This is a genomic window from Ramlibacter sp. MAHUQ-53 (assembly GCF_052600055.1).
Genome location: NZ_JBQWTS010000009.1, coordinates 153,639 through 180,024, shown reverse-complemented (window position 1 = coordinate 180,024; position 26,386 = coordinate 153,639). Strand labels below are relative to the sequence as shown.

Genomic DNA, 26,386 nt, shown 5'->3' with positions numbered 1-26,386 from the left:
CGGCGCCGGCCGCCGTGGCTACGTCTTGCCAGCCTCGCGATCGCGCTCACGCAGCATCCGCAGCTTCTCCGCGATGCGGATCTCCAGGCCCCGCTCCACCGGCTGGTAGAAGCGCGCCGGCGCCATGCCCTCGGGGAAGTAGCGCTCGCCCGCGGCGTAGCCGCCCTCCTCGTCGTGGGCATAGCGGTAGCCCTTGCCGTAATCGAGGTCCTTCATCAGCTTCGTGGGGGCATTGCGAAGGTGCATGGGCACCGGGCGGGTGCCGTCCTTCTGCACGAAGGCGCGCATCTGGTTGTAGGCGGTGTAGACCGCGTTGGACTTGGCGGCCACGGCCAGGTAGACCACGCACTCGGCCAGCGCCAGCTCGCCCTCGGGCGAGCCGAGGCGCTCGTAGACCTCGGCGGCATCCAGCGCCAGGCGCAGCGCGCGCGGGTCGGCCAGGCCGATGTCCTCGGCAGCCATGCGCACCAGGCGGCGGGCGATGTAGCGCGGGTCGGCGCCGCCATCGAGCATGCGCACGAACCAGTACAGGGCGGCGTCCGGGTCGGAGCCGCGCACGCTCTTGTGGAGGGCGCTGATGGTGTCGTAGAACTGCTCGCCGCCCTTGTCGTAGCGGCGCATGCGCTCGCCCAGCACCTTGAGCAGCCAGGCGTCGGTGATCTCGGCGAGCTTCTGCGCGCCGGCGGCGACCGAGAGGGTCTCCAGGGTATTGAGCAGGCGGCGCGCGTCGCCGTCCGCATAGGCCAGCAGGCGCGCCAGGGCCGCCGGCTCCAGCGCCGGCACGGCGCCGATGGCCTGGGCCCGCTGCACCAGCTGCGAGAGGTCGTCCTCCGACAGCGGCTGCAGCACGTAGACCGCGGCACGCGAGAGCAGCGCGGAGTTCACCTCGAACGAGGGGTTCTCGGTGGTGGCCCCGATGAAGGTGAACAGGCCCGACTCCACGTGCGGCAGGAAGGCGTCCTGCTGGCTCTTGTTGAAGCGGTGGACCTCGTCGACGAAGACGATGGTGCGCTGCGCCTGCAGGCCGGAGGCCGCGTGCTGGGCCTGTTCGACCGCCTCGCGGATGTCCTTCACGCCGCCGAGCACCGCGCTGATGGTGATGAACTGCGCGTCGAAGGCCTGGGCCATCAGGCGGGCGATGGTGGTCTTGCCCACGCCCGGCGGGCCCCACAGGATGCAGCTGTGGGGCTGGCCCGACTCGAACGCGATGCGCAGGGGCATGCCCTCGCCAAGCAGGTGCTGCTGGCCGATGACGTCGGCCAGGGTGGCGGGACGCAGGCGCTCGGCGAGCGGGGGATGGGCCGAAGCCTTCGGGGAACTCATTCGAGCCCCCGCGCCCGGGACGGCGTGTCCTCGCTGCCCCCCGAGGGGGCACGAACTTGCTTGGGGCGGCCCGGCGCTGCGTTCACTGCCGGATCACGTCGGCGCCCGCAGGCGGCCGGAACTGGAAGGTGGACTCGGGCAGCGCGGGGTTGACCTCCACGCGCGAGAAGCTCATGACCGAGCGCTGGCCGAAGGCGTCGAGGATCTCCAGCGCCGCCAGCTCGGGGCCGCGGAAGCCCACGCGCACGCTGCGCAGCTGGCCATCCTTCGCCCTGGGCGTGGCCTGCACCCACTGCAGGCCGCCCTGGTCGGGCGCGGCGGCGAGCTCGAAATCCTGGCGCAGGGCCGCGAGGTCGGCGGCGGTGGCGATCAGCGCCGCCGGGGTGGAGGCGAGCACCTGCGCCTGGCGGCGGGCGGTGACCTGGTTCAGGTCCGGGTCGTGCAGCCACAGGGTCTGGCCGTCGGCGACGATGGTCTGCTCGAAGGGCTTGCGGTAGGTGAAGCGGAAGCGGCTCGGGCGCTGGAACTCGAAGGTGCCTGACGAGGCCTTGGTGCGCGCCGGCTGCCCCTCGCGGACCGGGCCGGTGACGGCCTGGGTGAACTCGGCGCGCCCGGTGCGGGCGGAGCGCAGGAACGCTTCGAGCGCCTCCAGGCCGTCGGCGCGCGCGGGCAGCGCCGCGGCCGCCAGCAGGGCGCACAGGCCCAGGCACAGGGCACGTCGGAACAGGGCCACGCTCACTCCGCGGTCCGGTTGGGCACGAGGATGTCGCGCTGGCCCTGGCCGTTCATGGCACTGACGAGGCCGGCGTTCTCCATGTCCTCGACCAGGCGGGCGGCGCGGTTGTAGCCGATCTTGAGGTGGCGCTGCACCAGAGAAATGCTGGCCTTGCGGTTCTTGAGGACCACCTCGACCGCCTGGTCGTACATCGGGTCCTTCTCACCACCGCCCTCGCCGCCCTCGCCGCCTTCGCCGCCGGGGCCGCCCTCGTCGTCGACGGTGCCGCCTTCGAGGACGCCCTCGATGTAGTTGGGCTCGCCGCCCTGCTCCTTGAGGTAGCTGACCACGCGGTGCACTTCGTCGTCGCTGACGAAGGCGCCGTGCACGCGCACCGGCAGGCCGGTGCCGCTGGCCATGTACAGCATGTCGCCCATGCCCAGGAGCGCCTCGGCGCCCATCTGGTCGAGGATGGTGCGGCTGTCGATCTTGCTGGAGACCTGGAAGGCGATGCGGGTGGGGATGTTGGCCTTGATCAGGCCGGTGATCACGTCCACGCTGGGGCGCTGGGTGGCCAGGATCAGGTGGATGCCGGCGGCGCGCGCCTTCTGGGCGAGGCGGGCGATCAGCTCCTCGATCTTCTTGCCCACCACCATCATCAGGTCGGCGAGCTCGTCGATCACCACCACGATGTGGGGCAGGCGCTCGAGCGGCTCCGGGCTGTCGGGGGTGAGGCTGAAGGGGTTGTAGATGAACTCCTCCCGCGCCTTGGCCTCGTCGATCTTGGTGTTGTAGCCGGCGAGGTTGCGCACGCCGAGCTTGGCCATGAGCTTGTAGCGGCGCTCCATCTCGGCCACGCACCAGTTCAGGCCGTGGGCGGCCTGGCGCATGTCGGTGACCACGGGCGCGAGCAGGTGCGGGATGCCCTCGTAGACCGACATCTCCAGCATCTTGGGGTCGATCATCAGCAGGCGGACGTCGCGCGCCTCGGCCTTGTACAGGAGCGACAGGATCATCGCGTTGATGCCCACCGACTTGCCCGAGCCGGTGGTGCCGGCAACCAGCACGTGCGGCATCTTGGCGAGGTCGGCCACCACCGGGTTGCCGATGATGTCCTTGCCCAGGCCCATGGTGAGGAGGGACTTGGCCTCGTTGTACACCTGCGAGCCGAGGATCTCGGAGAGGCGGATGGACTGGCGCTTGGCGTTGGGCAGCTCCAGCGCCATGTAGTTCTTGCCCGGGATGGTCTCGATCACGCGGATGGACACCAGCGACAGCGAGCGCGCCAGGTCCTTGGCGAGGTTGACGATCTGCGAACCCTTCACGCCGGTGGCCGGCTCGATCTCGTAGCGGGTGATCACCGGGCCGGGCTGGGCCAGCACCACCCGCACCTCGACGCCGAAGTCCTTGAGCTTCTTCTCGATCAGGCGCGAGGTCATCTCCAGCGTCTCGGCGGAGACGGTCTCCTGGCGGCCCGGGGCGCCGTCGAGAAGGTCGACCTGGGGCAGGTTGCTGTCACGCAGCTCGGTGAACAGCGGCTTCTGGCGCTCCTTGGCCACGCGCTCGCTCTTGGGGACCTCGACCACCACCGGCTCGATGAGGACCGGCGTGTGGTGCTGCTCCTCGATCTCGTGACGCTCCTCGAGCACGGTTTCCTCGCGCTCGCGGGCGGCCTGCTGGCCGAAGGCGAGGTCCTCCTGGATCTCGCGCTGCTCGCGGCGGGCCGCGAAGAAGCCGTCGATGCGGGCGCCGATGTGCTCGGCCACCTGGCCCCAGGAGAACCGGAAGACGGCGCCCATCGCCAGCACCACCAGGGTGAGGCAGACCAGGCCCGATCCGGTGAAGCCGAGCCAGTGCACGGCCGACGGGCCGGCCAGGTAGCCCAGGGCGCCGCCGGCGTGGTCCGGCAGGCGCGGCTCGAAACGGTAGAGGCGCGACCACTCGAGGGCCGAGCTGGCCACCAGCAGCAGGGCCAGGCCGGCCCAGAAGGCCAGGCGGTCACGCAGGCCGCGGGGCGGGGGCGCATCGTCCATGCCGGCGCGCATCCAGCGCGCCAGCGCCGCGAACCAGGCCCGCACGCCGGCCGCCACACACCACCAGACCGAGTAGCCCAGGAGGAAGAAGCTGGCATCAGCCAGCCAGGCGCCCAGGCGGCCACCCCAGTTGCGCACCGGGCCGCCCGTGCCCGAGGTGGAGAACGCCGCGTCCTGCACCGAGTGCGTGACCAGGGCCAGCAGCCAGAACGCCAGCGCCAGCAGCCCCAGCACCAGGGCGATCTCCTGGGCGAAGCGGCCCAGGCCGGGACGGTCATCGGCCTCGCGCGAGGCCGTGGGGGAGGTCAGGGTATGGAGCGAATACGTCATGGACTGCGGTGCGAACCCGCCTAGATTATCCGAGGGTACTGAGCCGATCCTTGATCAGCATGGACCCGTCCTCGCGGGTTTCGATGAAGCCGCGCTCTTCGAGGTCCTTCATCACGCGGCTGACCATCTCGCGGGAAGCGCCCACCATCTTGGCGATGTCCTGGCGGGAGATGCGTTCGCGGATGGTGAGCAGGCCCTCGCGATCGGGTTGGGCGAACTCCAGCAGGGCGCGGGCGACGCGGCCGTAGACATCCATCAGGGCGAGGGATTCGATCTTGCGGTCGGCCTGCCGCAGGCGCTGCACCAGGCCCTTCATGATGGCGTAGGCCATCGAGCTGTTCTCCGGCAGGCAGCGGGCGAACTCGGCGCGGCCCAGGGCGAGCATGTCGGTCTGCACCTCGGCGCGGACGGTGGCGGAATGGGCCTCGTTGTCGATCAGGCTCATCTCGCCGATGTAGTCCCCGGGCTGCAGGGTGGCGAGGATGACCTCGCGGCCGCGCCGGTCCGAGGTGATGACGCGGGTGCGGCCGGTGAGGATGATGAACAGGGTGTTGGACTTGTCCCCCTGCTCCACCACCACCTCGCCGCGCTTGAAGCGGCGCTTGACCACGGCATCCGCCACCGACTCGGCCTGGGCCGAGGTGAGCAAGGCGAACAGGGGAACCCGGCGAATGAGCTCCAGGTTGGAAAGCATCGACATCTCCACCCTCCCCGGCCGGGTGCCTGCCCGGGTGGCGGCGAACCTCGACCATCGGTTCTTACAATCGCTGCCATCAAAAGGGACAAGTGCCCGGCCCGCCAAGGCGAGGGATACTTGCCGACTGGCCCAGAAATGTACACCGCGCGTGAAACCGTACGCGCAAGTTTTACCAACATGAGCACACAACACGCCAAAGTCCTCATTCTCGGCTCCGGCCCGGCCGGCTACACCGCCGCCATCTACGCCGCGCGCGCCAACCTCAACCCGCTGCTGATCACCGGGATCGCCCAGGGCGGCCAGCTCATGACGACCACCGACGTCGACAACTGGCCCGCCGACGTGCACGGCGTGCAGGGCCCCGAGTTGATGCAGCGCTTCATGGAGCATGCCGAGCGCTTCAAGACGCAGATGGTGTTCGACCACATCAACCAGGTCGACCTGTCCAAGCGCCCCTTCACCCTCACCGGCGACAGCGGCACCTACACCTGCGACTCGCTGATCATCGCCACCGGCGCGTCGGCCCGCTACCTGGGCCTGCCCTCCGAGGAGGCCTTCATGGGCAAGGGCGTGAGCGCCTGCGCCACCTGCGACGGCTTCTTCTATCGCGACCAGACCTGCTGCGTCGTCGGCGGCGGCAACACCGCCGTCGAGGAGGCGCTGTACCTGTCCAACATCGCCAGCAAGGTCTACCTGGTGCACCGCCGCGACAAGTTCCGCGCCGAGCCGATCCTGGTGGACAAGCTGATGGAGAAGGTGGCGGCCGGCAAGATCGTCCTCAAGACCTTCAAGACGCTGGACGAAGTGCTGGGCGACGCGACCGGCGTGACCGGCATCCGCGTGAAGGACGTCAACGACGGCAGCACCGAGGACATCGAGCTCAAGGGCTGCTTCATCGCCATCGGCCACTCGCCCAACACCGGGATCTTCCAGGGCCAGCTGGAAATGAAGGACGGCTACCTCATCACCCAGGGCGGCAACAACGGCTTCGCCACGCAGACCAGCGTGCCGGGCGTCTTCGCCGCGGGCGACGTGCAGGACCACGTGTACCGCCAGGCCATCACCAGCGCCGGCACCGGCTGCATGGCGGCCCTGGATGCACAGCGCTTCCTCGAGCAGCACGAGTAATCGAGGCGCGACAGGCCGGTTCACGCGCCGCCGCGGAACCGGCCTTGCCGGGCCCTCGAGGGTGCCCCGCCAGGGCCCGTGGCGCAGCCGCTGCGGGCTGGGCTATAATCGCAGGCTTTGCTGGATCCGTGCCTGGGAATGCACATGCCGGCAGATGGGTTACCGCCACCCGAATAATTCTGGCGAGGTGAGGTGCTCGCGACAGCGACCACCGTTTTGACTGGAGTGCTCCATGGCACGCAAGTGTGAAGTCACGGGCAAGGGCCCGATGGTCGGGAATAACGTTTCCCACGCCAACAACAAAACCAAGCGCCGGTTCATGCCGAACCTGCAATACCGCCGTTTCTGGGTCGAGAGCGAGAACCGCTGGGTGCGCCTGCGCGTTTCGAGCGCCGCGCTGCGCCTGATCGACAAGAACGGTATCGACAGCGTGCTGGCGGACCTGCGTGCCCGCGGCCAGGCCTAATCAAGGAGAATAGACATGGCTAGCAAAGGCGGACGCGAGAAGATCAAGCTGGAGTCCACGGCCGGTACCGGTCACTTCTACACCACCAGCAAGAACAAGAAGACGATGCCCGAGAAGATGGCGATCATGAAGTTTGATCCCAAGGCTCGCAAGCACGTCGAGTACAAGGAAGTGAAGCTGAAGTAATTCGGCCCACCCCAGGAAAAGCCCCGCACCGCGGGGCTTTTTCTTTGGCGCGCCGCTGGTCAGGCGGGGCGCCGGCCTTCGGGCGGGCAGGCTTCCCGCTCGGCGCGGCGGCGGGCTTCGATCTCGCGTTCGATGCGGTCGATCTCCATGCGGATACCCCGCCACGCGCCGGTGAGGGGCGCGAAATAGAGGCGGATGCTGTCCTTGAGGATACGACCGAGTGCAAGGCGCTGCTTCGTCATTTGAACGTCTCCTTGGCCAGTGACCAGCCACTGCGAGCGAGATACAGGGCAAACAGTACCAAATCCATCGCCAGCATGACGTGGGCCGAGAACTCGATCGCCCACTGCGTGAACAAGCTCACACCCAGGCGCTGGACCGACCCGGCCGCCAGGTCAAGCGCGACCGCAAGCCCACCCAGGACACCGAAGATGAAGGTGCCGAACAGCATGTGCATGAGCTGTTCCTTCACCAGTTCGCGGTGGTTTCCCACGATCGCCCTCCCCCTCTGTGCGCGGCGCAGTGTAGGGGGGACGGGTTGTCGGTGTCGAGATAAAACTGTTGCCGCGCTGGAAAAGAAAAAGCCCCGCGGTGCAGGGCTCTTTCAAGGCGACGCCTGGCGCGTCAGGCGTGCGCGGCGCGCAGGCGCTGGGAGAAGTGCTGCAGGCGGGCGATGCCGCTGTCCTCGGCGCGCTTGCACCAGGCGGCCAGGTCGGCGGCCAGCTGCTCGCGCGAGACGCTGGTGTTCAGCCACATCTGGCGCAGCTCCTCGCGCATGGTGAACATCTTGTCGATGGCCGGGTGGGCGGCGCGGGCCTGGGCCAGCTGGGCGCGGGCGTCGGCCGGCACGCGGTCGTCCTCACGGTGCAGCCACCGGCGGCAGGCCTTGAGCAGCGCGGAGTCCTGGCCCTTGGCGGTGACGGCGGAGATCTCGTCGGCGCAGGCGCGGCGCATCTCGCGGGCGTAGCGGGCCATGACCTCGTAGCGGTTGGCGATGACCGCCTCCAGGGTCTTCTCGTCGGCCACCGGGCGGATGGAGCCCAGCTGCAGCTTCGGCGGCACCTTCTTGACCTTGGCCCAGCCCAGCTTCTCGAAGAAGCGGATGTAGACCCAGCCGATGTCGAACTCGTACTTCTTGACGGAGAACTTGGCCGCCGTCGGGTAGGTGTGGTGGTTGTTGTGGAGTTCTTCGCCGCCGATCAGGATGCCCCAGGGCGAGATGTTGGTGGAGGCGTCGGGCGCCTCGAAGTTGCGGTAGCCCCAGTAGTGGCCGATGCCGTTGATGATGCCGGCGGCGGTGACGGGGATCCACAGCATCTGCACGGCCCAGACCGTGAGGCCGGCGGCGCCGAACAGGAGCACGTTCAGGATCAGCATGATCGACACGCCCAGCGCGCTGTGGCGGGTGTACAGGTTGCGCTCGATCCAGTCATCGGGCGTGCCATGGCCGAACTTGGCGACGGTCTCGGCGTTCTTGGCCTCGGCGCGATACAGCTCGGCGCCCTTCCAGAAGACGGTCTCGATGCCGCGGGTCTGCGGGCTGTGGGGGTCGTCCTCGGTCTCGCACTTGGCGTGGTGCTTGCGGTGGATGGCGACCCACTGCTTGGTCACCATGCCGGTGCCCAGCCACAGCCAGAAGCGGAAGAAGTGGGAGGGGATCTTGCCCAGGTCCAGGGCGCGGTGGGCCTGGCTGCGGTGCAGGAAGATCGTCACGCTGGCGATGGTGATGTGGGTCGTCACCAGGGTGTAGATGACGATCTGCCACCAGGTCAGATCCAGCAGGCCGTGGGCGAAGAAATCGATCGCCGCGTTCAGCACGGCCCAGTCAGGAAGCATCATAGGGGGGGAGTCAGTCCTCAAAGGTCAATCGATCGATTTTACGGCTGAGGGTTCCCCAACGCCAACCCCCGAGAACTTAATGACTCACCATGACCCCATGATTTTCAGGTCTTGACCCACGCCGCGGCGAAAAAGCCGTCCATGGCATGGCGGTGCGGCCACAGGCGCAGGTAGTCGCCCGAGCACAGGGCCTGGACATCGCCGAGCTTCAGGCCGGCCAGGGCCTCGGCAGCCGGCAGCACGCGGAAGGACGGGTCCTCCGCGGTGAAGGCCTGGGCGATCGCCTCGTTCTCCTCGCGCAGCACGCTGCAGGTGGCGTAGACCAGCCGGCCGCCCGGCTTGAGCAGGCGCGCAGCGCTGCGCAGGATGGCGGCCTGCTTGGCGGTGAGCTCCGCCACCGCCTTGGGCGACTGGCGCCACTTCAGGTCAGGGTTGCGGCGCAGGGTGCCCAGTCCGGAGCAAGGCGCATCCACCAGCACCCGGTCGATCTTGCCGGCCAGGCGCTTGATGCGGTCGTCACGCTCGTGGGCGATGGCCGCGGGGTGCACGTTGGACAGGCCGCTGCGCGCCAGGCGCGGCTTGAGCGCGTCGAGGCGGTGGGCCGAGGTGTCGAAGGCATAGAGCCGGCCGGTGTTGCGCATGGTGGCGCCGATGGCCAGGGTCTTGCCGCCAGCGCCGGCGCAGAAGTCGACGACCATCTCGCCGCGCTTGGCGTCGAGCATGGCGGCGAGCAGCTGCGAGCCCTCGTCCTGCACCTCGATGGCGCCGCGCGTGAAGGCGTCCAGCTTGGTCAGCGCGGGCTTGCCCTCCAGGCGCAGGCCCCAGGGCGAGAACGGCGTGGGCTGCGAGGCAATGCCGGCGGCCTTCAGCTCCTTGGCGACGTCCTCGCGCTTGGCGGTGAGCGCGTTGACCCGCAGGTCCAGCGGCGCGGGGCGGTTCAGGCTGTCGACCAGGGCCCAGAACGCGTCGCCGAGCTGCTCCTTGAGCGGCTGCACCAGCCATTCGGGCAGGTTGTGGCGGTGGCGCTCCAGCAGGTCCTCGGGGCGCACCGCGTCGCACTGGTCCAGCCAGCGCTTTTCGGTGTCGTTCAGGGCGCCCTGGAGGAAATCGCGCGGGCCGGCGAAACCCAGGATGGCCATGCGCCGCTCCTTGGGGCCGCTGCCCGAGGGCGCGAAGTGGTCGAACAGCAGCTTCTGGCGCAGGACGGCGTAGACGGTCTCGGCCAGGGTGGCGCGTTCGCGCGGGCCGAGGTTGCGGTGGTCGCGGAAATAGCGCGAGACCACGGCATCGGCCGGGTGCTCGAACTTGAGGGCGAGGCCGACGAGTTCGGCGCAGGCGTCGAGCAGGGCTTTGGGATGCATGGCGGGCCTCAGAGGGTGGGCAGCAGGCGCGCAATGGCCCGGGGATAGATCTGGTGTTCCTGCGTCAGCACGCGGGAGGCCAGCACCTCGGGCGTGTCACCGGGCAGCACCGGGACGACGGCCTGCTCCAGGATGGGACCGTGGTCCAGTTCGGCGGTGACCTGGTGCACCGTGGCGCCGGCGAACTTGCAGCCGGCCTCGATGGCCCGCTGGTGCGTGTGCAGCCCCGGGAAGGCGGGCAGCAGCGAGGGATGGATGTTCACCAGCCGCCCCTCGTAGCGGGCGACGAAGCCCGGGGTGAGGATGCGCATGAACCCCGCGAGCACCACCAGCGCGGGCTGGTGGCGGTCGATCTCGGCGGCAAGCGCGGCGTCGAAGGCCTCGCGGCCCGCGAACTGCTTGTGGTCGACGATGGCCGTCGGGATGCCCGAGCCGGCGGCGAAGGCCAGGCCCTTGGCGTCGGCACGGTTGCTGATGACGGCGGCCACACGGGCGCCGAAGCGGGACTCCCAGTCCTCGCGCCGGGCCGCGTGGACGATGGCGGACATGTTCGAGCCGCCACCGGAGATCAGGATCACGATGTTCTTCATGGAGGCCGCGATTATCCCAAGCGCGGCGCCCCTGCCCCGATCGGGCCGGCTCAGGCGCTGCGCTCGACCGGCTTGTCCGAGAAGCGCATCGAGAAATCGACCGCCTGGATGTCCTTGATCAGGCCGCCGACCGAGATGCGGTCCACGCCGGTCTCGGCGTACTCGCGCAGCTGGTCGAAGGTGACGCCGCCGGAGATCTCCAGGCTGCAACCCGCACCCGCCATCTTCACCGCCTCGCGGATGGTGGCGATGTCCATGTTGTCCAGGAGGACCATGGTCACGCCCGCGTCCAGGGCCTCGCGCAGCTGCGCCAGCGTCTCGACCTCGACCTGGATGAATTCCACCGGCCGGGTGGCCGCCAGGGCCTGGGCCGCGCGGAAGGCCGGGGTGAGGCCGCCGGCCGCGGCGATGTGGTTCTCCTTGATCAGGATCGCGTCGTACAGGCCCATGCGGTGGTTCTTGCCGCCGCCGCAGCGCACCGCGTATTTCTCGGCGATGCGCAGGCCGGGGATGGTCTTGCGCGTGTCGAGGATGGCGGCGCGGGTGCCACGGACCACGTCGACATACGCGGCGGTCTTGGTGGCCACGGCGCTGAGGGTCTGCAGGAAGTTCAGGCAGACGCGCTCGGCGGTGAGCAGCTCGCGGGCGCTGCCGGTGATCTCGACCACCTTGGCGCCGGGCGTGGTGCGCCCGCCATCGCGCACCAGCCAGTTCGCGCGGGCGCCCGGCGCCACCTGGCGCAGCACCTCGTCGACCCAGGGCTGGCCGCAGACCACGGCGGCCTCGCGGCAGATGATGGTGGCCGTGACCTGGCGCTCGGCCGGCACCAGGGAGGCGGTGAGGTCGCCGCTGCCGACGTCCTCCTCGAGGGCGCGGCGCACGTCGGCTTCGACTTGGGCGGGGGAAAGCGTGTCTTGCATGAGGGAAGGAAAAGGTTGTGGATTCAGTCTGCGGCGCCCGGCACCCGCCGCGCGCCCAGGTCGCGACGGATCACCACCGGCTTGCCGCCCAGGCGCTGCTTGCACATCCAGTGTGCCAGCGCGGAGTCCAGGTAGTCGGCGTGGCCGGGGAACCAGTTCGCCAGCTCGCGGGCGAGGCGCCGGCACACCGCGGTGTTGCCCTGCGCCAGGAGGTCCTGCACCTCGCGCACCGACTTCATCACCGCCGCATGCTCGTTGATATGGCACTCGCGGGCGGGAAACTGCGTTTCCTCCATCCAGCGGTCCTCGTCGCCGAAGTGGCGCTCCAGGTGCCCGGCCAGCTGCCCCAGCAGGGCGGGCAGGCCGGCATCGGGCGCCGCCTGCAGCGCCTGCACGCAATGCACGAACTCCTCGTGCACCGCGTCCATGGGCGCATAGCCCAGGAGCAGGCCGTCGTGCCAGCGGATCGGGTCCTCGGGCGGCGAGGCGGGAATGGGAGCGAAATCGGTCGTCATGGTGTCGCGAAGGCGCTATTTGACCAGCAACAGGAGCGCCAGCAGCGTGAGGAAGGCGAACAGCGCCCGCCGGAACAGCGTTTCACTCAGGCGGCTGCGGATCGCCCCGCCCACGCGCAGGCCCAGGTACATCGGCACCAGCGCCAGGCAGGACCAGGCCACCGGTTCCCAGCCGAAGCGGCCCCAGGCCAGCATGGCGGCGTACATCGGGATCGCCCCGAGCAGGTAGATGATGCTGATGCTGCCGATGAACTCGTCGCGCGGCAGGCGCAGCGCCATCAGGTAGGTGATCAGGATCGGGCCGGTCAGCGAGGAGGCGCCCCCCAAGGCGCCGGCGATCGCTCCCACCAGCGGGCCGGCCCAGCGCTCCTGGCGCGGCGTGACCTCGCCCTTGGGCTGCAGCACCATGACCGCCACCGCGCTGATCACGGTGAAGGCGATCACCGCATTCATGCCCCGGGCCGAGAGCTGCGCGCTCCAGTGGTTCGCCAGCAGCGTGGCAACCAGCTGCGCCAGCATCAGCGGCGCGAAGCGGCGCAGGGCGTAGCGCAGGCGGCCGCCCTCGACGGCCTGCAGCAGGTTCGACAGCAGCACCGGCATGACCAGCAGGCCCATGGCCTGCGAGGCCGGGAACAGCAGGGTCAGCAGCGGGACGACCACCAGCGGCAGGCCCACGCCCAGCGTGCCCTTGACCACGCCGCCGGCGACGAACATGCACGCGGCGGCGGCCAGCAGCGCCGCCAGCGTGGCGGGCGCGTCAGCCGCGAAGCCGGCCGGCACTCACTCGGCCTTCAGGTCGGCCTGGCGGCCCGCCTTGGCCATGGCCTGGTTCTCGCGCTCGATCTCCTTGCGGTAGCCGTCGGGGCCCAGGCCCACCGGCTCGATGCCGGCGCCCTGGAGCTTCTCGACCACGTCGGGCTGCTTGACCGCCCAGGCGATGTCGTCGGCCAGGCGCTTGATCGCCTCCGCGGAGGTGCCGGCGCGGGCGATGGCACCGATGGTCACCGAGAAGTCGAAGCCGGGCACGACCTCCGCGATGGCGGGCACGTCGGGCGCCTGCGGCGAGCGCTTGCTGTCGTTGCTGCCGATCAGGGTGACCTGCTGGTTCTTCACGAAGCCCGCCATGGACGGCAGCGCGGAGAACAGGAAATCGACCTGGCCGCCCAGGAGGGCCGGCACGGACTGGCCGGATCCGCGGAACGGCACATGGCGCAGGTCCAGCTTCAGTTCGGCCTTCAGGGCCTCCATGGTCAGGTGGTGGGTGCTGCCGATGCCGGAGGAGCCGTAGGTGTAGACGCCGGGGTTCGCCCGCGTCTTGTCGATGAACTCGCGCAGCGACTTCACGCCGGTCTTGGGGTGGCCCACCAGGAACAGGGGCGAGCGCGCGATCAGCGACACGGCGGCCAGGTCCTTGCCCACCGCGTAGGTGGCCGTCTTGTTCAACTGGGGCGTGATCGACAGCATCGAGCCGTCGGAGACGATGAAGTTGTGGCTGTCGTTCGGGCCGGCCATCAGGGTCTGGTAGGCGACCACGCCGTTGCCGCCCGGCTTGTTGTCCACCACCACCGACTGGCCCATGCGCTCGGTCAGCTTCTGGGCGACGATGCGGGCCACCGTGTCGGGCAGGCCGCCGGCGGCATAAGGAACGATGAATTTGACGGGCTTGCTGGGAAAGGCCTGCGCCAGTGCGGCCAGGGGCGCGGCGGCGAGGGCCAGGCCCAGCAGGGCGATCGAGCGTCGCTTCATGGTGTGTCTCCGGGTAAGTGGGGATGAAGTTTTCTTAGCGATCTAAGATAATACATTCTTTCCAGACGGTTGACCCATGTCAATCGCGTAAACCCGCCAACCTGATATCCGCATGTCCGACACCCTTCCCCTGCGCCCCTTGCGCGTGAGCCGCAAGCAAGCGATCGCCCGCGACATCCACCTGTTCGAGCTGCGCGACCCGGGCGGCGCCCCCCTGCCCCCCTTCACCGCCGGCGCCCACCTGCCGATGCGCGTGCCCAGCGGGGCGATGCGCCAGTACTCCCTGTGCAGCGACCCGCAGGAGACGGCGTACTACCAGGTGGCCGTCAAGCGCGAGGCCAACGGCCGCGGCGGCTCGATGAGCCTGGTCGACGGCGTGGCCGAGGGCGACACGATCGAGGCCGGCGCGCCCGAAAACCTCTTCGCGCTCCATGACAAGGCCCGCAGCTTCATCCTGGTGGCCGGCGGCATCGGCATCACGCCGATGATGGCGATGGTCCGCCAGCTCCAGGCCGAGGGCCTGCGGCCGTTCAAGCTGTATTACTTCTCCCGCGACCCCGAGGGCACGGCCTTCCTGGAGGAATTGCAGTCGCCGGAGCTCGCCGGGCGGGTGGTGGTCCACCATGACCACGGCGACCCGTCGAAGTCGTTCGACCTGTGGAAGATCTTCGAGAAGGTGGCCAGCGGCACCCATGTCTACTGCTGCGGCCCCAAGGGGCTGATGGACAGCGTTCGGGACATGACCGGCCACTGGCCCGACAGCGCGATCCACTTCGAGAGCTTCGGCGGCGACACCAAGCCGCATGCCGACGACGCGCCCTTCGAGGTGGTGCTGCAGCGAAGCGGCCGGCGGGTGCCGGTGGGCGCGCGCCAGAGCATCCTCGAGGCGCTGCGCGTGGAAGGCGTGCACGTGCCCAGCTCCTGCGAGAGCGGCACCTGCGGCTCGTGCAAGGTGGGCCTGCTCGGGGGCGAGGCCGACCACCGCGACCTCGTGCTGATGCCCGAAGAAAAGGCCGACCACGTGATGGTGTGCGTCTCGCGCTGCAAGGGCGGCGGCTGCCTGGTGCTGGACCTGTGAACGCGCCCGCCAACCCCATCCGCCTGGGCGTCCTCGGCCTGGGCCGCGCCTTCACGCTGATGCTGCCCACGCTCTCGCGCGATCCGCGGGTGCGGATGGTGGCCGCCTTCGACCCGCGCGCCCAGGCCACCGCGGCCTTCGCCCGCGACTTCGGCGGCACGCCGCACGCCTCGCCCGAGGCGCTGTGCGCCGACCCGCAGGTGGAGTGGGTCTACGTGGCCACGCCCCACCAGCTGCACGCGCAGCACGTGGCGCTGGCCGCCGCGCACGGCAAGCACGTGCTGGTGGAAAAGCCCATGGCCCTGGGCCTGGACGACTGCACCCGGATGATCGACGCCTGCGCGCGCGCCGGCACCCGCCTGGTGATCGGCCACAGCCACAGCTTCAACGCGCCGGTGCTGCTGGCGCGGCGCCTGATCGACAGCGGACGCCATGGCGCGGTGCGCATGGTGCACGCGATGAACTTCACCGACTTCCTGTACCGCCCGCGCCGGCCCGAGGAGCTCGACACCGCCCAGGGCGGCGGCGTGGTGTTCAGCCAGGCGGCGCACCAGGTGGACATCGTGCGGCTGCTCGCCGGCGGCCTGGCCACCGCGGTGCATGCGCGCACCGGACGCTGGGACCCGCGGCGGCCCACCGAGGGCGCCTACACCGCGCTGGTGGACTTCGAGGGGGGCGCCGTGGCGAACCTGACCTACAACGGCTACGGCTACTACGACAGCGACGCGCTCATGGACGGAATCGGCGAGCTGGGCCGCCCGAAGGCGCGCGGCGCGCACCAGGCCACCCGGCAGAAGCTGGCCGCCGCCGCCGACGAGGCGGCCGAGGCGCGCCAGAAGGCCGAGCGCAACTACGGCGGCAGCGCCTACGTGCCCGACACCGGCGAGCCGCCTGCCGCCTTCCAGCACTTCGGGCCGGTGATCGTCAGCTGCGACGGCGCCGACCTGCGCCTGACACCGCATGGCGTCGAGGTGCATGACGCCCAGGGCGTCCGCCTGGAGCGCGTGCCGGTGCCCGCGGTGCCACGCAGCGAGGTGATCGACGAGCTGTGGTCGGTGGCGCGCGAAGGCGCCGCGCCGGTCCATGGAGGCGAGTGGTCCCGCGCGACGATGGAAATTTGCCTGGCCCTCCTCGCCTCGGCGCGGGATCGCCGCACAATCGAGCTGAGACAACAGGTCGCGATCGGCGCATGACACACGACTCCAAGGACACCCGGCAACTGCTGCAACACTGGCGCGAATCGGTCCCCGACGACCGCCTCGCCCACCTGATCCGCGACGTGGCGCGCGCCCAGATGCGCGCGCTGCAGCAGCGACTGACCCCGTTCGGCGTGTCCTTCGGCCACTGGACCTTCCTTCGCATCCTGTGGATCCGCGACGGGCTCACCCAGAAGGAGCTGAGCGACCTGGCCGGCGTGATGGAGCCCACCACCTTCAGCGCGGTCAAGGCGATGGAGCAGATGGGGCTGATCGAGCGGCGCCAGCTGGCGGGCAACCGCAAGAACATGCACGTGTTCCTCACCGCCGCCGGACGCGCGCTGGAAAAGCGGCTGGTGCCGCTGGCCGAGGAGGTCAACCACATCAGCGTGCGCGGGATCCCGGACAAGACCGTGGCCACGCTGCGCAAGTCGCTGCTGGCGATGATCGAGAACCTCGCCGCCGAGGAGACCGGCAACGAGGCCGGGGACGACCAGGCCGCGGCCTGAGCGCCCCGGCGCCTCAGATGCTGTAGGACTCGTAGGTCGACGGGTCGAACAGCTCGTCGACCTCCACCTTGCGCGCCGACAGGCCCTGCGCGAAGTGGTGGCGGGTGAAGGCCTCCAGCGTGCGCCGGCTCGGGCCCACGCCGTAGGCCCAGAAATCCTCGCCCAGCGTCTCGCGCGCCGCCTTGAGCTGCTCCTCGACGAAGGGCAGCGTGACCTTGGTGGCCGAGGTGTCCGCCAGCAGCTCCAGGGCCCGGGCCTTGGACTCGCTGAAGGCCTTGAACACCGCCCCGGGCAGCCAGCGATGCTGCTGCGCCAGCTCCTTGCGGATGCCCACGACATGCATGATGGGGAAGATACCGGTGCGGCGGTAGTAGTCCTTGGCCACCGCGGTCGGGTCGTCGAACAGCCAGCCCACGTCCGGGTTGCGGGCGGCTGCGCCGCTGGGCGGACGCGGCGCGATGAAGCCGTCGATCGCGCCTTCATTCAGCAGGTCGGAGATGGTCTTGTCCTCGGGCGCGCTCTCGATCTTCACGCCCGGGGGCAGCTCGAGCTTGATCTTCTCGGGGCGGCCGGGGGTGTCGATGCCGCCGCGCACCCAGGTCACGTCCTCCGGCGCGATGCCGTAGTCGTCCTGCAGGATGGAGCGGGCCCAGACGATGGCGGTGAGCTGGTACTCGGGGATGCCGATGCGCTTGCCCTTGAGGTCCTGCGGGGACTTGATGCGGTCCTTGCGCACGTAGATCGAGGTGTGGCGGAAGGCCCGCGACAGGAACACCGGCACCGCGATGTAGGGGCAGTCGCCGCGCGAGTGCTTCACCAGGTAGCTGGAGAACGACAGCTCGGTGATGTCGAAGTCCCGGCTGCGCATGGCGCGGAAGAACATCTCCTCCGGGTTCAGCAGCATGTAGGTCGGGTCGCAGCCGTCGATCTGCACGCGGCCGTCGAACAGGGCGCGGTTGCGGTCGTAGTCGCCCATGGCGACGGAGAGTTGGAGCTTGCCCACGGTGTCAGGCCTTCACGGCGTAGTTGTTGTCGGTGCCGGCCTGGGCCTCGGTGCCCTGCCAGACGTAGGAGACGCCGTGCTGGCGCCAGTCGGTGGTCTTGGGGATCACGCTCTGGAAGGCGCAGACCGACAGCGGGATCGACTGGTCGCCGGTGCCGATGGCGGGGGCGCCCTGGTCGAAGGCGCGCACGGCCTCCACCATCTGCTTGCGGAATTCCACCACCGCCAGGTCGCTGGCGCCCAGGCGGTCCTTGGTGCGGTCGGCGATCGGGCCCATGGTGACCCACATCGCCACATCCTGGTTCGGGAAGCCGGTGATGCCGGTGAAGTTGCCGGCCTTCATGGCCTGGCGGTTCTGCCAGAAGCGGTTCTCGTGGTTGCGGAGCGGGCGATAGCGCTCGTCCAGGTCCACGCCCACGGTCTGGCGCAGGTACTTGCGCCAGGTCTCGGTCTCGGGCGTCTGCGCGGCGTGGCCCCAGGCGATGAAGTAGAAGTTCGTCGTGGTGTCGTCGGCCGGCACGTTGACGTTGGCCACGTTGTACAGGTTGTTCGGCGGGATCAGCACGGTCCAGGGGGCGACGAAGACCGTGGTGCGCACGTACTCGTGGGTCTGGGCGTTGAAGATCGGGCGGCGGATCGCGGCGTAGCGGAAGCCGTAGCCGCCGCGCTCCACCTGCAGGCGCGGCGCCTTGTCGGTGGAGGGACGCAGCCAGGCGCTGCCGGTGGCCTCGGCGCCCTGCACCCGGGCCGGCACCATGTCGGAGCTGTGCAGGCTGGAGCTGTGGGCGGAGTCGATCGCGCCCTCCAGCACCTGGGCCCAGTTCACCGGCAGCACCACCTTCGCGATGGAGACGCGGGTGTCGGCCGTGGGCGCCCAGCGCGGCGGCACGAACTCGGGCATCGCCTCCTTGGCCCCCATCCAGGCCCAGACCAGGCCGCCCCATTCCTTGACCGGGTAGGCCTTGTGCTTGACCTTGTCCATGAAGCCGCTGGCGGCGGGCTCGGAGACCATCTCGGTGACGTTGCCGTGCACGTCCATCTTCCAGCCGTGGTACAGGCAGCGCAGGCCGCCTTCCTCGTTGCGGCCGTAGACCAGGGAGGGGCCGCGGTGGGGGCAGGCCTCGTCCATCACGCCGACGTTGCCGTCGGTGTCGCGGAACACGACCAGGTTTTCGCCCAGGATGCGGGCGGCCACCGGGTCGCAATCAGGCTCGGCCACCTCCTCACTCAGGCAGATGGGGACCCAGTGCTGGCGCATCAGCCGGCCCATGGGGGCGTCGTTCTCGACGCGGCACAGGAGTTCGTTTTCTTCGCGGGTGATCATGGGGAAACCTCGGGGATGACAGGGCAGCAGGCTGCCGACGGGCGAAATATACTTTGATGCCTAAGTATCTTCGATCCGGGATATCCCTGATGAACGCACGCCCTTCCTGGAAACTGCCCGCGCGCATGGCGCCCGTGGCCTTCGCCTTCTTCATGTCGGGGATGGTGTCCGCGATGATGAGCCTCGCCATCACCGCGATGAACACCGGCCTGCCGCCGGACTACCTGGCGCGCGTGGTGCGCGCCTACCTGGCCTCGTGGCCGGTCGCCTTCTTCGGTGTGCTGGCGGTGCGTCCGCTGGTGGTTCGCCTCGTCACCTGGACGGTGCAGCCGCCGCCCGGGCGGTGACGGCACAGGCGCTCCTCGGCCCGGCCCTTCACGCCTCTTCACCCCCGGCGAATCATTCGCGCGGCGGATGATGCGCATACGCTTCATCGATTGTGCTCACGCGCCCTGCGCACCTACAGTCCGCCACCAAAAGAAGGAGACGACATGAGCGACATCCGCTTCGTGGACACCACGGTCCGCGATGGATCCCAGAGCCTGTGGGCCATCGGCATGCGCACCGACATGATCCTGCCGATCGTGCAGCGGCTGGACGATGCCGGCTTCGACGCGGTCGAGATCATGGCCACGAGCTTCGAGAAGAAGATGATCCGGGACCTCCAGGAAGACCCCTGGGAGCGGCTCGTCGAGGTCCGCAAGCGCATGCGCCGGACGCCGCTTCGCATGATCCGCGGCCGCCAGCTCGCCGCGTTCCAGATCACGCCCGACGCCGTGGAAGACCTCTGGTACGAGCGCATGGCCGCCATGGGCATCGGGCAGATCCGGCTCTCGGACTCGTCCAACACGCCGGCGGGCTGGCGCAAGAACATGGTGCGCGCCCGCAAGGTCGGCATCGACGTGGTCATCAACCTGATCTTCTCCCTCTCCGAGAAGCACTCCGACAACTACTACGCCCTGCGTGCCCGGGAAGCGGCGAAGCTCAAGCCCCACCGCATCTGCCTCAAGGACCCGGGCGCGCTCCTCACCCCGGAGCGGGTGCGCACGCTGGCGCCCGTGGTGCTCGCCAACGCGGGCGGCATCCCCGTGGAGTTCCACACCCACTGCAACACCGGCCTGGGCCTGCTGTGCACGCTGGAGGCGATCCGCGCCGGCATCCACATCGTGAACACCGCGATCCCGCCGATGGCCGAGTCGTCGTCCAACCCGTCGCTGTTCGACGTGGCGCACAACGCGCGCGTGATGGGCCATGCGCCGCAGATCGACGAGGCGCTGCTGCGCCCGGTCGAGGCGCATTTCCGCGAGATCGCGCTGCGCGAGGGCTTCCCGGTCGGGGCGCCGGTCGCCTACGACGCCAGCCACTACACGCACCAGGTCCCGGGCGGGATGATCTCCAACCTGCGCTTCCAGCTCGGCGCCGCCGGCCTGGCCGACCGGCTGCCCGCCGTGCTCGAGGAGATCGCCCGCGTGCGCACCGACTTCGGCTTCCCCATCATGGTCACGCCCTACTCGCAATTCGTGGGCGCGCAGGCCGTCCTGAACGTGGTCGCGGGAGAGCGCTACAAGCAGGTGTCGGACGAGATCATCCAGTACGCCGCCGGCGGCTGGGGCGAGGAGGAGAGCGAATCCATCGACCCCAACGTCCGGGACAAGATCCTCAGCCGGCCGCGCGCCAAGGTGCTCGCGCAGCGCAAGTTCGAGCAACCCACCCTCCAGGAAGTGCGCGCGCAATACGGCGGCCCCGGGGTGTCCGACGACGACCTGCTGCTGAACTTCTTCACGGACGCCGAGCAGGTCGCCCAGATGCGGCGTGCCCGCCAGGCCCGCCTGGACGGCCAGGGCAGCCGGGGCCTGCAGGCGCTGGTCGAGAAACTCGGCCGCAGCCGCGGCGTCAAGTCCATCCAGATCCAGCGCGGCGACAAGACCGTGCGCATGCAGGCCTGAGGCCTGCTTCCAAGAACACCAGGAGACACCATGAGCCAGCCACTCGACTTCCTCACCGACAACGAGGTCCGCCAGATCAGCAGCCTCGTCGACACCCTCGACCGCTCGAACTTCGACTACCTGCAGGTCGATGTGGGCGCCCTGAAGGTGACCATCGGCAAGGGCAGCCTGCCCGCGCCTGGCGCGCCGGCCACCGCGCCGGTGGCGGCCCTCACCCCCGCCCCCGCCCCCGCTGCCGCTGCCGCGCCGCAGGCGCTCTCGACCGCCGCGCCTGCGCCGGTGCAGGCAGCCGCTGCGCCCGCCCCTGCGGCGGCCGCCGTGCCGGCGAGCTGGCAACCGGTGACGGCGACCACGATGGGCCGCTTCTACAGCCGCCCCGACCCCAGCGCAGCGCCGTTCGTGAAGGTGGGCGACCCGGTCGCGGCCGACGACACGGTCTGCCTGATCGAGGTGATGAAGCTGTTCAACGCCATCCCCGCCGGCGTCTCGGGCACGGTGACGCAGGTCTGCGTCGAGGATGCGGCGGTGGTCGAGTTCGGCCAGGTGTTGTTCTACGTGCAGCCCTGAGAAAGCATCGCCGATGCCCGTCACCCGCGTACTGGTCGCCAACCGCGGCGAGATCGCCGTCCGCATCATCCGCGCCTGCCAGGGCCTGGGCATCGACACGGTGCTCGCAGCCTCGCAGGCCGACCTCGACAGCCTGGGCGCGCGCCTGGCCGGCCGCACCGTCTGCATCGGGCCGCCCAGCGCCAGCCAGAGCTACCTCGACGCCCGCCTGCTGGTGAACGCCGCCCTGGCCACGGGCTGCGACGCCCTGCACCCCGGCTACGGCTTCCTCGCCGAGTCGGCGGAACTGTCCCGGCTGTGCGCCGACCACGGCGTCACCTTCATCGGCCCCAAGCCGGAGCAGATCGCGCAAATGGGCAACAAGATCCGCGCGCGGGTGCTCGCCGCCGAACTCGGCCTGCCGACCCTCTCGGGCTCGACCCAGGTCGCAACGCCCGAGGAGGCGGTGGCGATCGCCCGGCGCGTGGGGCTGCCGATGATGATCAAGGCGGCAGCCGGGGGCGGCGGCCGCGGCATGAAGATCGTGCAGCACGAGGCCGACCTGGCGCCGATGTTCACCGCCGCCGCGAACGAGGCCCGCGCCGCCTTCGGCGACGGCACCCTCTACCTGGAGCGCTACATCGCCAACGCCCGCCACATCGAGGTCCAGGTGCTGGGGGACCGGCACGGGAACGTGATCCACCTGGGCGAGCGCGATTGCTCGCTGCAGCGCCGCCACCAGAAGCTGGTCGAGGAGGCCCCGGCACCGAACATCACCGAGTCGCTGCGCCAGCGGATCCGCGAGGCCGGCGTGGCCCTGGCCCGCGGCTTCGGCTACGAGAACGCGGGCACGGTGGAATTCATCGTGGACCAGGACGCGCAGGCGTTCTACTTCCTCGAGATGAACACCCGCATCCAGGTGGAGCACCCGGTCACGGAGATGGTGACCGGCATCGACCTGGTGCAGGAGCAGCTGCGCGTGGCCCGCGGCGAGGTGCTGCGATTCAGCCAGGACGACGTCCAGTTCCGGGGCCATGCGATCGAGTGCCGCATCAACGCCGAGCAGGTCGACCAGGGCTTCCGGCCCAGCCCCGGACTGATCACCGAGTGGGACCCGCCCGCGGGCCCCAACATCCGCCTCGACAGCCACTGCCACGCCGGCTACAAGGTGCCGATCTTCTACGACTCGATGATCGGCAAGCTGATCGTCTACGGCACGGACCGCGAGGAGGCCCGCTCACGGATGTCCCGAGCGCTCGAGCTGTTCAAGGTCTCGGGAGTGGCCACCACGATCCGGCTGCAGCACTTCCTCGTCAACCAGCCGCGCTTCGCCAGCGGCGAGGTCAACACGAAGCTCGTCGAGGAGGTCCTGCCGCAGCTGGCCGCGTCCTGAACCCGGCGAGAAGCGGAAAGCCCGGGCGGTGCCCGGGCTTTCGTTCGTGCGCGAGCACGCGGATCACTGCATCGAGACGTTCACGTTCTTGATCTGCGTGAACTCGTACAGCTCCTCCTTCGACTCCTCGCGGCCCAGGCCCGACTGCTTGTAGCCGCCGAAGGGCGCGCCGATGAAGTGCGAGGAGCAGTCGTTCACCCACACATAGCCGGCCTCCACCCGCGCGGCGGCGCGGTGGGCGGTGACCAGGTCGCGCGTCCAGATCGACGCCGTGAGACCCAGCGCCAGGCCGTTGACGGCCTCCAGCATCGCCGCCTCGTCACCCCAGCGCAGGACGGACAGCACCGGCCCGAAGACCTCCTCGCACGCCACCTTCATCTGCGGCGTGACGCCCGTGAACACCGTGGGCTCGATGAAGAAGCCGTCCTTCAGCGCCGGGTCGGCCGGATGCCCGCCGCCGGCGACGAGCGTGGCCCCCTCGGCCTTCGCCGAGGCGATGTAGGCCAGGCTGCGCTCGTACTGGGCGCGGTTGATCAGGGCGCCCATGGTGGTGTCCATGTGCGTGGCCAGGCCCGGGCGGTGGCGCTCGCGCAGCAGCGCCACCAGCCGGTCGACGAAGCGGTCATGCACGCTCTCGTGGATGAACAGCCGGCTGGTGGAGCCGCAGGACTGGCCGCACCAGGTGAAGTTCATGCCTCGGACCGCGCCGTCGACCGCGCGGTCGAGGTCCGCGTCGGGGTAGATCACCATGGCGTTCTTGCCGCCCAGCTCGAGCAGGGTGCGCTTGAGGCTGTCGGCGGCGGCATGCAGCACCGCCTTGCCCGCCGGCACGCTGCCGATCAGGCCGACGGCGGCCACCGCCGGGTGGCTCACGAGGGCGGCGCCGATGTCCCGCCCGCCCACCACGCAATTGAGCACCCCGGGCGGGAACAGGTCCGCCAGCAGCTCCATCAGGCGCAGCGTGGACAGCGGCGCCTGCTCGGGCGGCTTGATCACGACGGTGTTGCCTGCCGCCAGCGGCGCGGCGATCTTGCCCGCCGCAAACATGAAGGGGTGGTTGAACGGGAAGATGCGCGCCACCACGCCCAGGGGCTCACGGCGCGTGTAGTTCAGGGAGCCGTTGCCGGTGGGGAGGGTCTCGCCCTTGATCTCCAGCACCAGGCCGGCGAAATACTCCAGCTGGGTGGCCGCGATCTCGGCGTCGAACAGCATGGCCTTGACCGGGTTGCCGCAGTCGGCCGCATCCAGCAGGGCGAGGTCGGCGGCGTTCGCGCGGATGCGGGAAGCGGCCTCGCGAAGACGGCGGGCGCGCTCCAGTGGCGGGGTCGCGGCCCAGGCGGGGAAGGCCTGGCGGGCGCTCGCCACGGCGGCGTCGACATCGGCGGGCGTGGCCAGCTGCACCCGCGCCAGCACCTGGCCGGTCGACGGGTTGATGCTCGCGAGGCGCTCGGCTGCGGGGTCGTCGTGCCAGGCGCCGCCCCAGAACTGGCCCTGGCGGGAAGGGAGGATGGCGGCGACCCGGGAGGACAGGTCGGCAGGGGAAGCGGAGGCGGCGGGATTCATGCGGGAGGAAGTTGTTCGAGGTAGCGGCAGGCCTCGTCGAGCCCCACCACGTCGGCGTACTTGGCGTGCAGGTCGAACAGGCTCTGTTCATGGGCGGCGCGGGAACGGTCGCCCACGCACTCGCGCACGACCATGGGCCGCAGGCCGGACTGCAGCGCGTCGACGGCGGAGGCGCGCACGCAGCCGCTGGTGGTGCAGCCCGCCAGCAGCAGGGTGTCGACGCCGCGAGACATCAGGCGCGAGGCCAGGTCGGTGCCGAAGAAGCAGGAGGCGTACTTCTTCACCAGCCAGCCCTCACCGGGCAGGCGCTGCAGCCGGGGATCGAGCTCCACGGCCGGCGTGCCGGCGCGCAGCGTCATCACGCCCCGCTGCTTCAGCGCCCAGATGCCGGCATCGGCGAAGTCCGCATCGTCGTAGCTGACGGTGGAAAAGAAGACCGGCACGCCCTGGACCCGGGCCGCCGCCAGCAGTGCCTGCGTGGCCTCGACCTGCGGCGACAGCTCCGCCCCCAGCATGGCCTGCGGGTCGGTGAAGGCCTGGATCATGTCGATCACCAGCACGGCGGGCCGCCGGCCGAACCCGATGGTGAGGCCGAAGCCCCGCTGCGCGAAGAAGGCCTGCTCGGTGGATGTCGTCATCACGGCGCCCTCAGCCCATGAGAGCCGGCAGCCAGGTGGCGATCGGACGGAAGAAGAACACCGCCACCAGCATCAACAGGCTGATCACCACGAACGGGTAGGCGGCGGAAAACACTTCGCGCATGACGATGTGGCCGGGGACCACGCTCTTCATCGTGAACAGCAGCAGGCCGAACGGCGGGGTCATCAGCCCCAGCTGCATGGCGATCAGGAACAGCACGCCGAACCAGATCGGGTCGATCCCGGCGGAGGTCACCAGGGGCATGAAGAAGGGCAGCGTCAGCAGCATCATGCTGACCTGGTCCACGAAGCAGCCCAGGACCAGCAGGATGGCGACCATCGCGACGATCAGCAGGTCGGGGCTCAGGTTCAGCTTGCCCACGGCGCCAAGGAAGCCGTTGGTGGCCCCGGAGAAGCCCAGGATCTGCGAGAACGCGGTGGCGCCGACGATGATGAACAGCACGATGCAGGAGACGTGCACGGTGCCCTTGAGGGACTGCACGAGGTTCTGCCAGGTCAGCGCCCGGTAGCAGGCCGCCAGCAGCAGGGTCGCCGCCGCGCCCAGCGCCGCGGCCTCGGTGGGGGTGGAGACCCCGGTGGACATCGCCCCGATCACCACGCCGAAGATCGACAGCAGCGGCACCACGTACAGCACCAGTGGCCGCCACTTCTGCCAGCCCCGGTAGATCGTTCCCTCGTCGTTGGCGGGCGCGCTCCCGGGCACCAGGACCGCCTTGCCGACGATGTAGGCCACGAAGGTCACGGCCAGGAGCACGCCCGGCACGATGCCGGCGAACAGGAGCTTCGTGATCGAGATGTTGGACAGGCTCCCGAACAGCACGATCAGCGCGGAAGGCGGAATCAGCATGTCCACGCCGCCGATGGCGATGATGGGCCCCATTGCCAGGGTCGGGTGGTACTTCTTCTCCAGCATCACCGGCGTCATCGACCGGCCCAGCATCGCGGTGGTGGCGATGGTGGAGCCGGAGATCGCCGAGAAGGCCGTGCCCGCCACCACCGAGACCACCGGCAGCCGCGCCGGCACCCGGTGGATCAGGCGGTCGAACCCGTCGATCACCTTGATCGCCAGCCCGGTCTGGAACAGGATCTCCCCCATCAGGATGAACAGCGGGATCGGGGTCAGCGAGAACGTGATCACCGAGGCGATCGAGTTGCGCGCGAGCTGGTCGACCCCGGCCAGGCCGCCCATGTAGAAAAAGGCGGCGACGACGTTGGTCACCAGGAAGGACAGGGCAACGGGCAGGCCGAGCATCATCAGCAGCACCACGCCCCCCAGCAGGAAAGTCAGGCTCAGGATCCAGTCCACAGTAGGTCTCCGTC

The 26,386-nt window shown here is 69.7% G+C and carries 28 protein-coding genes; 10 read left to right on the top strand and 18 right to left on the bottom strand.

Going from position 1 to position 26,386, the window contains the following annotated elements:
- Nucleotides 1–18: 18 nt before the first annotated feature.
- The 4 genes from ACT80S_RS14775 to ACT80S_RS14760 form a co-directional block, all read right to left on the bottom strand.
- Nucleotides 19–1,323: a replication-associated recombination protein A gene (locus ACT80S_RS14775; RefSeq protein ID WP_377417121.1), complete on the bottom strand. Its 1,305-nt coding sequence runs from the start codon at nucleotides 1,321–1,323 to the stop codon at nucleotides 19–21.
- Nucleotides 1,324–1,405: 82 nt separating this feature from the next.
- On the bottom strand, nucleotides 1,406–2,056 hold the full coding sequence (gene lolA / locus ACT80S_RS14770; RefSeq protein WP_377417119.1) for an outer membrane lipoprotein chaperone LolA: 651 nt from the start codon (nucleotides 2,054–2,056) through the stop codon (nucleotides 1,406–1,408).
- A gap of 2 nt (nucleotides 2,057–2,058) precedes the next feature.
- Nucleotides 2,059–4,401: a DNA translocase FtsK gene (locus ACT80S_RS14765; protein ID WP_377417117.1), complete on the bottom strand. Its 2,343-nt coding sequence runs from the start codon at nucleotides 4,399–4,401 to the stop codon at nucleotides 2,059–2,061.
- A gap of 25 nt (nucleotides 4,402–4,426) precedes the next feature.
- Nucleotides 4,427–5,101 (bottom strand): Crp/Fnr family transcriptional regulator, encoded by a 675-nt coding sequence (locus ACT80S_RS14760; protein WP_377417114.1) that lies wholly within the window; start codon nucleotides 5,099–5,101, stop codon nucleotides 4,427–4,429.
- 174 nt (nucleotides 5,102–5,275) lie between these two features.
- Here ACT80S_RS14760 and trxB point away from each other — a divergent pair, with 174 nt between their 5' ends.
- The 3 genes from trxB to rpmG all read left to right on the top strand — a co-directional run bounded on the left by trxB (nucleotide 5,276) and on the right by rpmG (nucleotide 6,878).
- Complete coding sequence (gene trxB / locus ACT80S_RS14755; RefSeq protein WP_377417112.1) at nucleotides 5,276–6,226, top strand: thioredoxin-disulfide reductase; 951 nt, start codon at nucleotides 5,276–5,278, stop codon at nucleotides 6,224–6,226.
- A 232-nt stretch (nucleotides 6,227–6,458) separates the two neighbouring features.
- On the top strand, nucleotides 6,459–6,692 hold the full coding sequence (rpmB, locus tag ACT80S_RS14750; protein WP_377417110.1) for a 50S ribosomal protein L28: 234 nt from the start codon (nucleotides 6,459–6,461) through the stop codon (nucleotides 6,690–6,692).
- A 15-nt stretch (nucleotides 6,693–6,707) separates the two neighbouring features.
- Nucleotides 6,708–6,878, top strand: coding sequence for a 50S ribosomal protein L33 (rpmG, locus tag ACT80S_RS14745; protein ID WP_191820063.1), 171 nt, complete (start codon nucleotides 6,708–6,710; stop codon nucleotides 6,876–6,878).
- A gap of 59 nt (nucleotides 6,879–6,937) precedes the next feature.
- Here the strand turns inward: rpmG and ACT80S_RS14740 are convergent, their stop codons facing one another.
- The 9 genes from ACT80S_RS14740 to ACT80S_RS14700 form a co-directional block, all read right to left on the bottom strand.
- Nucleotides 6,938–7,120: a hypothetical protein gene (locus ACT80S_RS14740; protein ID WP_377417107.1), complete on the bottom strand. Its 183-nt coding sequence runs from the start codon at nucleotides 7,118–7,120 to the stop codon at nucleotides 6,938–6,940.
- Complete coding sequence (locus ACT80S_RS14735) at nucleotides 7,117–7,335, bottom strand: hypothetical protein (RefSeq protein WP_377417105.1); 219 nt, start codon at nucleotides 7,333–7,335, stop codon at nucleotides 7,117–7,119. The genes ACT80S_RS14740 and ACT80S_RS14735 overlap by 4 nt, the downstream gene beginning before the upstream one ends.
- A gap of 167 nt (nucleotides 7,336–7,502) precedes the next feature.
- Nucleotides 7,503–8,717: a DesA family fatty acid desaturase gene (locus ACT80S_RS14730; RefSeq protein WP_377417102.1), complete on the bottom strand. Its 1,215-nt coding sequence runs from the start codon at nucleotides 8,715–8,717 to the stop codon at nucleotides 7,503–7,505.
- Between the two features lie 104 nt (nucleotides 8,718–8,821).
- Complete coding sequence (locus ACT80S_RS14725; RefSeq protein ID WP_377417099.1) at nucleotides 8,822–10,078, bottom strand: RsmB/NOP family class I SAM-dependent RNA methyltransferase; 1,257 nt, start codon at nucleotides 10,076–10,078, stop codon at nucleotides 8,822–8,824.
- A gap of 8 nt (nucleotides 10,079–10,086) precedes the next feature.
- The gene (gene purN, locus ACT80S_RS14720) at nucleotides 10,087–10,668 is read right to left on the bottom strand and encodes a phosphoribosylglycinamide formyltransferase (RefSeq protein ID WP_377417097.1); all 582 of its coding nucleotides are present in this window, start codon (nucleotides 10,666–10,668) and stop codon (nucleotides 10,087–10,089) included.
- A gap of 50 nt (nucleotides 10,669–10,718) precedes the next feature.
- Entirely contained in the window at nucleotides 10,719–11,588 is an 870-nt protein-coding gene (gene nadC, locus ACT80S_RS14715) for a carboxylating nicotinate-nucleotide diphosphorylase (RefSeq protein WP_377417095.1), read from the bottom strand.
- A 23-nt stretch (nucleotides 11,589–11,611) separates the two neighbouring features.
- Nucleotides 11,612–12,103 (bottom strand): bacteriohemerythrin, encoded by a 492-nt coding sequence (locus ACT80S_RS14710; protein ID WP_377417092.1) that lies wholly within the window; start codon nucleotides 12,101–12,103, stop codon nucleotides 11,612–11,614.
- Between the two features lie 15 nt (nucleotides 12,104–12,118).
- The gene (locus ACT80S_RS14705) at nucleotides 12,119–12,883 is read right to left on the bottom strand and encodes a sulfite exporter TauE/SafE family protein (protein WP_377417090.1); all 765 of its coding nucleotides are present in this window, start codon (nucleotides 12,881–12,883) and stop codon (nucleotides 12,119–12,121) included.
- On the bottom strand, nucleotides 12,884–13,849 hold the full coding sequence (locus tag ACT80S_RS14700; protein WP_377417087.1) for a Bug family tripartite tricarboxylate transporter substrate binding protein: 966 nt from the start codon (nucleotides 13,847–13,849) through the stop codon (nucleotides 12,884–12,886).
- Nucleotides 13,850–13,961: 112 nt separating this feature from the next.
- Here ACT80S_RS14700 and ACT80S_RS14695 point away from each other — a divergent pair, with 112 nt between their 5' ends.
- From ACT80S_RS14695 to ACT80S_RS14685, 3 genes are read left to right on the top strand one after another with little or no spacing between them, the layout of a single operon-like run.
- A complete protein-coding gene (locus ACT80S_RS14695) occupies nucleotides 13,962–14,927 on the top strand; it encodes a PDR/VanB family oxidoreductase (RefSeq protein WP_377417085.1) in 966 nt (321 codons plus the stop codon).
- The gene (locus ACT80S_RS14690; protein ID WP_377417083.1) at nucleotides 14,924–16,120 is read left to right on the top strand and encodes a Gfo/Idh/MocA family protein; all 1,197 of its coding nucleotides are present in this window, start codon (nucleotides 14,924–14,926) and stop codon (nucleotides 16,118–16,120) included. Before ACT80S_RS14695 ends, ACT80S_RS14690 begins: the two co-directional genes overlap by 4 nt.
- Entirely contained in the window at nucleotides 16,117–16,632 is a 516-nt protein-coding gene (locus ACT80S_RS14685) for a MarR family winged helix-turn-helix transcriptional regulator (protein WP_377417081.1), read from the top strand. The genes ACT80S_RS14690 and ACT80S_RS14685 overlap by 4 nt, the downstream gene beginning before the upstream one ends.
- 13 nt (nucleotides 16,633–16,645) lie before the next feature.
- On the opposite strand, the gene ACT80S_RS14680 is transcribed toward ACT80S_RS14685, so the two are convergent.
- Together ACT80S_RS14680 and ACT80S_RS14675 are read right to left on the bottom strand one after the other, a co-directional pair.
- A complete protein-coding gene (locus ACT80S_RS14680; RefSeq protein ID WP_377417079.1) occupies nucleotides 16,646–17,635 on the bottom strand; it encodes an ABC transporter substrate-binding protein in 990 nt (329 codons plus the stop codon).
- Between the two features lie 4 nt (nucleotides 17,636–17,639).
- Nucleotides 17,640–18,959, bottom strand: coding sequence for a Rieske 2Fe-2S domain-containing protein (locus ACT80S_RS14675; protein ID WP_377417077.1), 1,320 nt, complete (start codon nucleotides 18,957–18,959; stop codon nucleotides 17,640–17,642).
- Between the two features lie 89 nt (nucleotides 18,960–19,048).
- Here ACT80S_RS14675 and ACT80S_RS14670 point away from each other — a divergent pair, with 89 nt between their 5' ends.
- The 4 genes from ACT80S_RS14670 (at nucleotide 19,049) to ACT80S_RS14655 (ending at nucleotide 22,844) form a co-directional block, all read left to right on the top strand.
- Complete coding sequence (locus ACT80S_RS14670; protein WP_377417074.1) at nucleotides 19,049–19,306, top strand: DUF2798 domain-containing protein; 258 nt, start codon at nucleotides 19,049–19,051, stop codon at nucleotides 19,304–19,306.
- Between the two features lie 144 nt (nucleotides 19,307–19,450).
- On the top strand, nucleotides 19,451–20,905 hold the full coding sequence (locus tag ACT80S_RS14665) for a hypothetical protein (protein WP_377417072.1): 1,455 nt from the start codon (nucleotides 19,451–19,453) through the stop codon (nucleotides 20,903–20,905).
- A gap of 30 nt (nucleotides 20,906–20,935) precedes the next feature.
- A complete protein-coding gene (locus ACT80S_RS14660; RefSeq protein WP_377417069.1) occupies nucleotides 20,936–21,472 on the top strand; it encodes an acetyl-CoA carboxylase biotin carboxyl carrier protein in 537 nt (178 codons plus the stop codon).
- Nucleotides 21,473–21,485: 13 nt separating this feature from the next.
- Nucleotides 21,486–22,844 carry an acetyl-CoA carboxylase biotin carboxylase subunit gene (locus tag ACT80S_RS14655; protein WP_377417066.1) on the top strand — a complete coding sequence of 453 codons (1,359 nt, stop codon included), beginning with the start codon at nucleotides 21,486–21,488 and terminating at the stop codon, nucleotides 22,842–22,844.
- A 63-nt stretch (nucleotides 22,845–22,907) separates the two neighbouring features.
- Here ACT80S_RS14655 and ACT80S_RS14650 read toward each other — a convergent pair whose 3' ends face one another.
- Genes ACT80S_RS14650 through ACT80S_RS14640 form a run of 3 tightly spaced genes read right to left on the bottom strand, consistent with a single transcriptional unit; the run spans nucleotide 22,908 to nucleotide 26,372 of the window.
- Nucleotides 22,908–24,407 carry an aldehyde dehydrogenase family protein gene (locus ACT80S_RS14650; protein ID WP_377417064.1) on the bottom strand — a complete coding sequence of 500 codons (1,500 nt, stop codon included), beginning with the start codon at nucleotides 24,405–24,407 and terminating at the stop codon, nucleotides 22,908–22,910.
- Nucleotides 24,404–25,045: an isochorismatase family protein gene (locus ACT80S_RS14645; protein WP_377417061.1), complete on the bottom strand. Its 642-nt coding sequence runs from the start codon at nucleotides 25,043–25,045 to the stop codon at nucleotides 24,404–24,406. Before ACT80S_RS14645 ends, ACT80S_RS14650 begins: the two co-directional genes overlap by 4 nt.
- Before the next feature lie 10 nt (nucleotides 25,046–25,055).
- Nucleotides 25,056–26,372, bottom strand: coding sequence for a TRAP transporter large permease (locus ACT80S_RS14640; protein ID WP_377417058.1), 1,317 nt, complete (start codon nucleotides 26,370–26,372; stop codon nucleotides 25,056–25,058).
- Between the last annotated feature and the right edge of the window lie 14 nt (nucleotides 26,373–26,386).